This is a genomic window from Cellulomonas pasadenensis, assembly GCF_047229365.1.
GTDB lineage: Bacteria > Actinomycetota > Actinomycetes > Actinomycetales > Cellulomonadaceae > Cellulomonas.
The window spans coordinates 16,859-27,208 of record NZ_JBFTEP010000046.1 but is presented as its reverse complement, the minus strand read 5'-3'; the positions used below and the strand labels follow the sequence as shown (position 1 = coordinate 27,208).

General features: G+C 72.4%; 7 protein-coding genes. 3 read left to right on the top strand and 4 right to left on the bottom strand.

Translation table 11 applies throughout. The features are described 5' to 3' along the window. Positions 1 to 252: 252 nt before the first annotated feature. Both AB6N23_RS08730 and AB6N23_RS08725 read left to right on the top strand, forming a co-directional pair. Positions 253 to 1,347 (top strand): substrate-binding domain-containing protein, encoded by a 1,095-nt coding sequence (locus tag AB6N23_RS08730; RefSeq protein WP_412865702.1) that lies wholly within the window; start codon positions 253 to 255, stop codon positions 1,345 to 1,347. 299 nt (positions 1,348 to 1,646) lie between these two features. Next, positions 1,647 to 3,065, top strand: a complete 1,419-nt coding sequence (locus tag AB6N23_RS08725; protein WP_412865701.1) for a glycoside hydrolase family 68 protein — start codon at positions 1,647 to 1,649, stop codon at positions 3,063 to 3,065. Between the two features lie 105 nt (positions 3,066 to 3,170). Here the strand turns inward: AB6N23_RS08725 and AB6N23_RS08720 are convergent, their stop codons facing one another. From AB6N23_RS08720 to AB6N23_RS08705, 4 genes are read right to left on the bottom strand one after another with little or no spacing between them, the layout of a single operon-like run. Further along, complete coding sequence (locus tag AB6N23_RS08720) at positions 3,171 to 4,553, bottom strand: ABC transporter substrate-binding protein (protein WP_412865700.1); 1,383 nt, start codon at positions 4,551 to 4,553, stop codon at positions 3,171 to 3,173. A gap of 11 nt (positions 4,554 to 4,564) precedes the next feature. Then, positions 4,565 to 5,503 carry a carbohydrate ABC transporter permease gene (locus tag AB6N23_RS08715; RefSeq protein WP_412865699.1) on the bottom strand — a complete coding sequence of 313 codons (939 nt, stop codon included), beginning with the start codon at positions 5,501 to 5,503 and terminating at the stop codon, positions 4,565 to 4,567. A gap of 10 nt (positions 5,504 to 5,513) precedes the next feature. Further along, complete coding sequence (locus AB6N23_RS08710; RefSeq protein WP_412865698.1) at positions 5,514 to 6,458, bottom strand: carbohydrate ABC transporter permease; 945 nt, start codon at positions 6,456 to 6,458, stop codon at positions 5,514 to 5,516. Between the two features lie 47 nt (positions 6,459 to 6,505). Further along, entirely contained in the window at positions 6,506 to 8,710 is a 2,205-nt protein-coding gene (locus AB6N23_RS08705) for an alpha-galactosidase (protein WP_412865697.1), read from the bottom strand. Positions 8,711 to 8,886: 176 nt separating this feature from the next. Here AB6N23_RS08705 and AB6N23_RS08700 point away from each other — a divergent pair, with 176 nt between their 5' ends. Continuing rightward, positions 8,887 to 10,029 carry an ROK family transcriptional regulator gene (locus tag AB6N23_RS08700; protein WP_412865696.1) on the top strand — a complete coding sequence of 381 codons (1,143 nt, stop codon included), beginning with the start codon at positions 8,887 to 8,889 and terminating at the stop codon, positions 10,027 to 10,029. Positions 10,030 to 10,350 lie beyond the last annotated feature (321 nt).

Genomic DNA, 10,350 nt, shown 5'->3' with positions numbered 1-10,350 from the left:
CGCTGGGCCCGGCCCGGCCCGAGCGCGACGAGCCCGCCGTGCCGGCCGACGGCCGCACGCCGACGGGCACGGTCGGCTAGCAGCCGCGTGCCGCTCTCGGGGCGCCGCCCCGCGGCAGCGCCTCGCCCGTCCGTGCGTCCCCCGGCCCCGAGCCGCGCGGCGCACCACCCGACGTACGACCCCGTGGGCACCGGAGCCCCCGGGCGGTCAGGCGCACCCCGCAGCGGGTGCGCCCGTGGAGAAGGAGCACTCATGCGCACCAGGTCCCTCGCCCTCGTGGCGCTCACCACCGCCGGAGCCCTCGCCCTCAGCGCGTGCGGCGGCGGCCGGGAAGGAACGGGGGAGGACACCGCCGCCGGCGCGTCCGGCGGCTTCGCCGAGGACGCCGTCGTCGGTGTGTCCCTCCCGTGGCTCGGCACGCAGAACTGGGCGGAGGCGGAGGAGATGTTCACCTCCGAGCTCACGGAGGCCGGCTTCGAGCCGCTCGTCCAGGCCGCGGACAACAAGGTCCCGCAGCAGCAGCAGCAGATCGAGGCGATGATCGAGCGCGGCGCCGAGGTCATCGTCGTCGGCCCGATCGACGGAACCCAGCTCGGGAGCGTGCTCGAGCGCGCGGCCGACGCCGGCATCGCGGTCATCGGCTACGACCGCCTCATCGAGAACACGACCGCCGTCGACGGCGTCGTGCAGTTCGGCAGCGTCCGCACCGGGGAGCTGCAGGGCCAGTCGCTCCTCGACGGACTGGCCGCGCGCAAGGGCGAGCCCCCCTACCACGTCGAGCTGTTCGGTGGAGGACCCGCCGACCCCAACGCGCCGGCGTTCTTCGAGGGCGCCATGTCGGTGCTGCAGCCCAAGATCGACGACGGGACGCTCGTCGTCGGCTCGGGTCAGACGAGCTTCACGCAGGTCGCCACGCCGGACTGGGACAACGCCAAGGCGCAGGCGCGGATGGACTCGCTGCTCTCGGGCTTCTACAGCGCCGAGGAGATCGACGGCGCCTTGTCCCCGAACGACGGGATCGCCCGCGCGATCATGACGTCGGCGCAGCAGGCCGGCCAGGAGGTGCCCGTCGTGACGGGCCTCGACGCCGAGAACGAGTCCGTCGTGTCGGTGTGGCAGGGCCAGCAGTGGTCCACCGTCGCCAAGCCCACGCAGGACCTCGTCGGCCGCACCGTCGAGCTGATCCAGGCCCTGCAGCAGGGCGAGGAGCTGCCGGAGCCCGACGAGACCGTCGACAACGGCCAGAAGGACGTCGCCGTGTACCAGCTGGACCCGGTGGTGGTGACGCAGGAGAACGCGCAGGAGGTCTTCGCCGACGACCCGGCACGGCTCGAGCTGCTGCAGTAGCCCGGACGACGACGGAGGGCCCCGCCCGGCGGGGTCCTCCGTCGTCGTGCGCGCGTCCCGGGGCGCGCGGAGCGAGGGCGGCGGGCGGGTCGACGAGGGTCTTGCGCACGATGACAGACAGTGCTTGCCTGAACGTGTTGCCGGTCACAGCCGGCTCACCGGGGGCGTGCACGACGGTGTGACAGCCCACCACGTCGGTGACGACCGACTCGCACGATGCGTGCGCGAGGCGCGCACGCTCCACAGTGCCGCGCCCGGCGACGACGCCGGGCCCGCGGCCGTGCGACAGGGGAACCCATATGAAGCGCACCATGCGCGGCGCGCTCGTCGCCGCCTTCTCGGTGGCGATGGTCGCCGCACTGCAGATCCCGTCCGGAGCCGCCGTCCAGCCCGACCGGGCCGCCGAGCTCCCTCGTGCCGTCGACCTGCCGGGCGGCGGCACCTCGCTCCAGCCCCGCGGCGGCGGGGCCACCATCGACGCCGTCTTCAGCCCGCGCTCGACGTTCACCGCGAACTGGACCCGCGCCGACGCCCTGAAGATCCGTCAGGACGCCACGAACACCAAGCCCCGCATCCCTGAGCAGTTCCCGATCATGACGGACGAGGTGTGGATCTGGGACACCTGGCCGCTGACCGACCTGAACATGGAGCCGATCGCCTACGAGGGCTGGAACATCATCTTCTCGCTCACGGCGCCCCGGGACATCTTCTTCGGCGACAGGCACTGGCAGGCCCGCATCGGCTACTTCTACTCGCAGGACGCCCAGAACTGGACGTACGGCGGCGACCTGTTCCCGGCCGGCTCCTCGTTCGGCTCCCGGGAGTGGGCAGGGTCCACGGTCCTCACGGAGGACGGCGAGGTGCACGCCTTCTACACCGCCTCCGGTCGTGACGACGGGGGCATCGACCCGTCCGACGCCCTCCAGCGGCTCGCGCACGCCGAGGGCCGTGTCCACGCCGACGAGGACGGCGTGTACTTCACCGGGTTCGAGGACCACCAGATCATCGCCGAGGCCGACGGGCGCCTGTACCAGACGCTCGAGCAGTCCCAGGCGGGTCCGATCATCTACGCGTTCCGCGACCCGTTCGTGTTCCGCGACCCGACCGACCACAAGATCTACGCCCTGTTCGAGGGCAACAACGGCGGCGTCGCCGGCACGCACCGGTGCGACCGCAAGGAGATCGGCCGGGTGCCCGGCGGGCACGTGGTGCCCGACGACGCACGGTTCTACACCGGCAACATCGGCATCATGGAGCTGCGCAACGCCGACTTCACCTCGTGGCGCCTGCTGCCTCCGCTCCTGTCGGCCGAGTGCACGAACCAGCAGACCGAGCGTCCGCACCTGATCGTGCACGAGGGGAAGTACTACCTCTGGACCATCAGCCACATGTTCACGTTCGCGCCCGGGCTCACCGGCCCCGACGGGCTCTACGGCTTCGTCGGCCCGGGTCTGCGCAGCGACTACCAGGCGCTCAACGACAGCGGCCTCGTGCTCGGCAACCCGCCGGACGCGCCGCTGCAGAACTACTCGGACTACGTGATGCCGAACCTGCTCGTCGAGAGCTTCATCGACACCATCCCGCGCGCCGGCGGCGGAGACCCGATCTACGGCGGGACGCTCGCCCCGACCCTCGAGATCGACCTCGAGGGGGACCGGTCCTGGCTCGTCGGCGAGCTGCCGTACGGCTACATCCCCGCGGAGACGATGTACCCGTGACAGCGGCGGTCCACGACGCCGGCGGCTCACGCCGCTGACACCCGCAGGAGCCCGGCCCTCCCCCGTGGGGCCGGGCTCCTGTTCTCGGGACGGGCGCAACAGCCGCTACGAGTCCGCGGCGAACAGCCGGTCGACGCGTTCGTCCGCGGCGGCGAGGCTGTCCGGGTCGGAGCGGAAGGAGAGCACCGAGTCCATCGCGGGCTGCATGATCGACTGGACCTCCGCCCACCGCCCGGTCACGGGCGGCAGGACGCCGGTGCCCTCCCGGACGTGCACGGCGAAGGCGTCGGCGTCGACGCCGATCTCCTCGAACGCCGCCACGGCCTTCTCCGAGGCGGTCGTGATGGCGGGGAAGACGCGGGCCTGCTGGGCGACGACGTCCTGGCACTCAGGCGTGGCGAGGTACTCGACCCAGCGCCACGCCTCGTCGGGGTGCGGCGTACCGGCGTAGATCGCGTCGGACAGGCCGTTGTAGACGCTCGCGCGGTGACCGGAGGGGCCGATGGGCGTCGGCGCGGTGCCGATGTCGACGCCCTGCAGCTCGGACATGGCACGGGCGTTCCAGGCGCCCTCGATGAGGCTCGCGTATGACCCGGAGCCCATGGACTCGATCGTCCCGATGCCCGAGGTGGCGACGGCCAGCGGCGGCATGTATCCCTTCTCGACGAGCGAGCGGTACCAGGTGATCGCCTCGGCGAGGGCCGGGTCCTCGTAGGCGAGCTCGGTCGGCCACGGGTTGCGGTCCGCGTACGTCCACCCGTTGCTGAGCGCGAACGACGCCCACTGCACCTGGCCGAAGCCACCGCCGCTCTCGTTGTACCCCATGCCGTGGACGGCGACGCGGTCCTTGTCGAAGCCGGGCTCGTCTCCACGGACGCCGTTCTCGTCGACCGTCAGGCGGGCGAGGAACTGCTCGAACGTGCCGCCGTCCTGCGGGTTCCACTCGAGCTCCCACAGGTCCTCGGGCGTGTACCCGGCCTCGGCGACCAGGTCGGCGTTGAAGAAGAGGCCGACGCTGTCCCAGTCCTTCGGCAGGCCGTACAGGCCGCCCTCGGGGCCGCGCCACAGGTCCACGAGGCCGGGCTGGTACTGCTCGAGGTCGAGCCCGGACTCCTCGACCCGGTCCTCCACGTCGAGGATCTGGTCGAAGCTCGCGTACTTGCCGAACTGCTGCGCGTGGTCGACGAAGACGTCGGGCGCGCTCTCGGCGACCATGCGGGCGGTGAGCTGCGTCCAGTAGTCGTCCCAGCCGTACTGCTCGATGTTGATGAGCACGTCGGGGTTGGCGGCCTCGAAGTCCGTGGCGCACTGCTGGTAGCCGGGCACCTGGTTGGCGTCCCACATCCAGTAGGTGAGGGTGACGGGCGCGTCGGCGTCGGCGGGCCCGGCGCAGCCGGCGAGGGCGAGGGTCGCGCTGAGCGCGGCGCCCACGGCGGCGGCGCGTCGGCTGCGGCGGGCGCGGGGTGTGCGGTGCTGGTGCGTGGTCATGGGTGCGGACCTCACTTGATGCCGGAGAAGCCGATGGAGCTGACGATGCGCTTCCCGAGCGCGATGAACAGCGCGACGATCGGCAGCGCCGCGACGAGGGTCGCGGCCATGAGGCCGGCCCAGTCGGGGCTGCCCTGCGGGGTCTGGGACCGGAAGATGCCAAGGGCGACGGTGAGCACGCGCACGTCGTCGCTCTGCCCGACGAGCAGCGGCCAGAAGTACTCGTTCCAGGCCGTGATGTAGGTGAGGACGCCGAGCGTGGTGATCGGGGCGCCGGCCATCGGCAGGATGATCCGCAGGAACACCCGTGCGCGGCTGGCGCCGTCGAGCATGGCGGCCTCCTCGAGCTCGCGGGGGATGCCGAGGAAGAACTGGCGCAGGAAGAAGATCGCGAACGGCGTCATGAAGACCGTCGGCAGGATCAGGCCGGGGAAGGTGTTGAGCAGCCCCAGCTCCTTGATGAGCACGAAGTTCGGGATGGCGGTGAAGATGCCGGGCACCATCAGCGCCGACAGGAAGATCGCGAACACGGTGTCGCGACCGGGCCAGCGCAGCCGGGCGAACGCGTACGCGGCCATGGCGGAGAAGAACACCTGGCCGACGGTGATCGCGGTAGCCACGATCACCGAGTTGCGCAGGTAGAGCCAGAAGTGGATGCGTCCGCCGGCACCGCCCTGCGCGAGGGACTCCTCGAGCGTCGTGAGCCCGAAGACGCGGCGGAAGGCGTCCAGCGTGAGGTCGGCGGGCAGCAGGTTGCCGGCCTCGGCCGCGAGCGCGCGGTTGTCGGAGAACGCCGTGCGCAGCATCCAGTAGAACGGGAAGAGCGTGATCAGCAGGATCACGATCAGGCAGACCCAGCCGACGACCCGTCCCCACGGCACGGGCCGGCGGGTGCGGGACGTCGGGACGGGCCGGGGCGTCGTGGCCGGGCGTGCGGTCGTCGTCGTCACGGTGACCTCCTCAGGCGTTGTCCGACTCGCCGGCGCGCAGCAGCCGCAGCTGCACCAGCGCGACGACGAGCAGGACGGCGAACAGGACGACCGACAGCGCGGACGCGTACCCGAAGTCGAGCTGCGCGAACGCCAGGTCGTAGATGTAGAGGTAGATGACGCGCGTGGCGTCGACGGGGCCGCCCCCGGTGGTCACGGCGACGGTGTCGAAGATCTGGAAGGAGCCGGTGACCGTCACGACGAGGACGAGCGCGAGCACGGGCCGCAGCAGGGGCAGGGTGATCGAGCGGAACTGCCGCCACGCGCTGGCGCCGTCGAGCGAGGCCGCCTCGTACAGCTGCGGCGCGATCGTCTGCAGGCCCGCGAAGATGAGCAGCGCCGTGTAGCCCATGTGCCGCCACACGTTGATGAGCGCGATGGTGGGCAGCGCCAGCGCCGGGTCACCGAAGAAGGCCTGCGGGTCGATCCCGACCTTGCCGAGCAGGACGTTCACCACGCCGATCTGGTAGTCGAGCATGAAGAACCAGACGAGCGCGACGACGACGTTCGCGACGAAGTAGGGCAGCAGCGCCATGCCGCGGATGAGGATGGAGCGCGTCATGCGCTGCAGCAGCATCGCGAGGCCGATCGCTATGAGCGTCTGGACGACGATGTTGACCACGACGTAGTACCCGGTGACCCCCATGGCGTTCCAGAACAGGGGGTCCTCGAGCAGGCGCCGGTAGTTCGCGAGGCCGACGAACTCGGCCGGGGCCAGCACCGAGTAGTCGGTGAGGCTGAACCACATGCCCCGCAGCGTCGGCACGAGGTAGAAGACGACGAAGCCGATGGTCGCGGGGATGAGGAAGATCACCGCGGTGCGCAGGTCCCCGCGTCCGCCGCCCTCGCGGCCCCGCCTCCTCGTCGGTCTGGTCGACCTGGTCGCCGGCGGTGCCGGGGGTGTGACCACTGCCATGTCGGGTGCTCCTGTCGCGTCGTTGCGAGCGTCGGTCGGACGTGCGGTCAGAGGGCCGTCAGGTGCAGCAGGACGGTCCGCTCAGGGAACTGGTTGGGCACCTGCACGCCGACGCGGGCCAGCGCCCGGCCGGACAGGCGCGTGCCGTCGGACCACCAGACGGGCGTCGCGCCGCCGTGCCCGGGGGCGACCTGTTCGCCGGGCGGCAGGGGACGCACGCGGTAGGTGGTGGACTCGTCGAGCCCGGGCAGGCGCACCCGGCCGGGCGGCGCCCACACGCCGGTGGTCAGCTGCACGACCGCGAAGATCGCCTCGCGGCCGTCCTCGGCGACGACGCCGTGCACGCGCAGCGCGGGGTCCGGGTCGTCGGCGCGGACGCTGCGGCCGTGGTGCAGCAGGTCGCGGTGGGTCGTGTAGGCCTCGACCCACCGGGCGACGGCGGCGCGCTCGTCGTCCGTCGCGGATGTGAGGTCCCACTCGATGCCGAGGTGCCCGAACAGGGCCGTCGCGGCGCGGAAGCCGAGCGCGTGCCGGCGGCCGGTCGTGTGGGAGACGGGGGAGCCGATGTGCGAGCCAAGCATCTCCGGCGGGACCAGCAGGCCCGTGCCGGCCTCGATGACCTGGCGCTCCAGGGCGTCGATGCAGTCGGACGTCCACACGCGGTCGGTGCGCTCGAGGATGCCGAGGTCGATGCGGCCGCCGCCGCTCGAGCAGGACTCGAACTCGACGTCGGGGTGCGCGGCGCGCAGGGCGTCGAGCAGGCGGTACGTGGCGAGCGTCTGCGCGTGCACACCGGCCGCGCCTGTGGGGGTGTGGCCCGCGTCGATGAGGTCCCGGTTGTGGTCCCACTTGACGTAGCCGATCGCGTACTCGGTGAGGATCGCGTCGATCTGGCCGAAGACGTGGTCGAAGGCGCCGGGGTGTGCGAGGTCGAGGACCTGCTGGTGCCGTGCCTCGGGCGGCAGCCGGTCGCCGGTCTGCAGGATCCACTCGGGGTGGGCGCGGGCGAGGTCGGAGTCGGGGTTGACCATCTCCGGCTCGAACCACAGGCCGAACTCCATGCCGAGCCCGGTGACGTGGTCCACCAGGGGGTGCAGCCCTTGCGGCCAGACGTCCGGGTCGACGACCCAGTCGCCGAGGCCGGCCGTGTCGTCGCGCCGGCCGCGGAACCAGCCGTCGTCGAGCACGTACCGCTCGACCCCGGCGGCGGCCGCGGCGTCGGCGAGCGCGGTGAGGCGCTGGAGGTCGTGGTCGAAGTACACGGCCTCCCACACGTTGATCAGCGCCTTGCGCGGCGTGCGCGGGTGCCGGGGACGCGAGCGCAGGTAGGCGTGGAACCGGTGGGAGAGCTGGTCGAGGCCGTCGCCGTACGAGCCGTACACCCACGGGCTCTGGTACGACTCGCCCTCGGCGAGGCGGACCTCGCCGGCGAGCAGCAGCTCGCCCGCGCCGAGCACGCGCGTGCCGGTCGGCATCGTCTGCTCGGCGAACGTGCGCGTGTTGCCCGACCAGGCGACGTGCACGCCCCACACCTCGCCGGAACGGTGCGCGAAGCCTCGCCGGCCGGCGAGCAGCAGCAGCGTCGCGTCGAGGCCGCGGGCGCGCCGCGACTCGCGCAGGTGCGTGCCGGCGACGAACGGGTGCCGCTGGGGGCTGCGCTCGCGCAGGTGGCGACCGGTGAAGTCGAGGATCTCGTCCGCCTCGCGCGGGACGGGCAGGACCAGGTCGAGGCCGGCGAGCGTGAACGGCGCGGGGTCGAGGTTCGTCACGTCGGCGCGCGTGCGCAGCAGGCCGTCGGGGAGCAGCTCGAGCTCCAGCACCAGGCGGAGGCGAGCCGCCTCGTCGGCAGCGTGGACGACGACGCGGTGCGCGACGGGCGCACCGTCGCGCTCGGTGCCGTTCTCGACACTCACGTCGGACACCGCGAAGGCGGTCGAGAAGTCCGCGCCGTGGCGGTGCCCGGTCAGGCCCGGCGTGCCGAGCCAGCCGACCGACTGCTCGGGCAGCAGCGAGAGCGGGACGGGCTCGTCCGTGACGCTCGAGGCGACCGGGGCGACGGCCGTCGTGCGCAGCTCGCGGAGCTCGTCGGCGTCCGTGTCACCGAGGTCGGCGCCCCAGTGCAGGACGCGCGGCAGGCGGTCGCCCGCGACGTCGAGCACGAGGCTCACGCCGGCGGCGCGCAGGTGCAGGGGAGTGGTGGTGTCGACCGTGGCGGCGTCGGCGGGACGGACCGGGGACGTCTGCGTCGTCATGGTGTGCAACCTCTTCGTCGGGGTGACTTAGTTCTACGTCGGAAATATCGACGCGTCAAGATCCTCGCGAACCGGAGCGCTTCGCGCCCCCGGTTGCCTCGGTCAGCACGACTTAGTTTCCGGGCACAACGTTGCGCCCCTCGATAGTTCGCTGGCGGAACTGGCACACTGCCTCCGTGACCCCAGGCCCGTGGATCCCGCTCAGCGGTGCCGCCCACCGGATCGCGCTCGAGGTGCTGCTCGACGGCCCGCTCTCGCGTGCCGAGCTCGCGCGCCGCGTCGACCTGTCCGCCGGCAGCCTCACGCGCCTGACCAAGCCGCTGCTCGACGACGGGCTGCTCGTCGAGGTGGACACCCCCGCGCCCGGCACGCGCCTCGGGCGCCCCTCGCAGCCGCTCGACGTCGTGCCCGACGCCCACCACTTCGTCGGCGTGAAGCTCACCGGCGACACCGCGCACGGCGTGCTGACCACGTTGCGCGCCGAGGTCGTCGCGGGCGCCGAGCGGGCTCTCTCCGACCACCGTCCGGCTGCGGTGGCCGACGCCGTGGCGTCCGTCGTCGCCGAGCTGGTCGCGTCCTCGCCGGCGGGGGTGACCGCCGTCGGCGTGACCCTGGGCGGGCACGTCACCCGCTCCGCGGACGTCGTACGCGCACCGTTTCTCGACTGGCGCGACGTGCCCCTGGCCGACATGGTGCGCGCGCGCACCGACCTGCCGGTCGTGGTCGCCAACGACGTCACGGCGCTGACCGAAGCGACGCACTGGTTCGGCGAGGGGCGCGGCGCGGGCACCTTCGCGCTGCTCACGATCGGCGCCGGCGTGGGATTCGGCCTCGTCGCCAACGACCGGCTCGTCACGAGCGACGACGCGAGCCTCGGCCTGATCGGCCACCACCCGCTCGACCCCGCGGGACCTCCGTGCTTCCTCGGTCACCGCGGCTGTGCCGCCGCCATGCTGACGATCGGCTCCGTCACCGCGCAGGTCTCGGTCGCGCACGGCCGCACCGTCGGCTACGACGAGGCCTTGGACCTCGCGACCGCCGGCGACGCCGCCGCCTCGCGCGTCGTCACCGACTCCGGCCGCGCGCTCGGACGCCTCGTCGCCGCGGCGGCCAACTTCACGACGGCTCAGCGGGTCGTCCTCGGCGGCGAGGGCGTCCGGCTCGCCGGCGTCGCGCGCGACGTGATGCTCGAAGCCCTGCGCGCCGACCGCGACCCGTCCGCGGCGATGCCGCAGATCGCCCTGCAGTCGCCGGGTTTCGTCGAGTGGGCGCGCGGCGCCGCGGTGATCGCGATCCAGACCTTCGTGCTCGGTCGGTGAGCGGTCGGTGCCTGTGACCCTGCGTGTTCCGGCGTCGGCCGTCCAAATGCCTCTACTGCAGCCGTCCCGACCCCTACTGGCCCTGCCCGCGAGAGCCGGTTCCGCGCCCATGGAGCACGTGTCCGGACGAGTTGGAACTGTCGTTCTGCGGGTCTCGACGCGTTCACGTACTGGGAAGCTGAGTCAGCGCCTCGGCCGGCCCCGGGTAGGCGGCCAACGTCGACTGGGTCGCCTGGCGCCGGTCGAGTACGAGACCGTCGAACCCCCTCAGGTCGCACTCGCCGCCTGAGACCCGCCGTCACCTACTCGCGCAGCAGACCC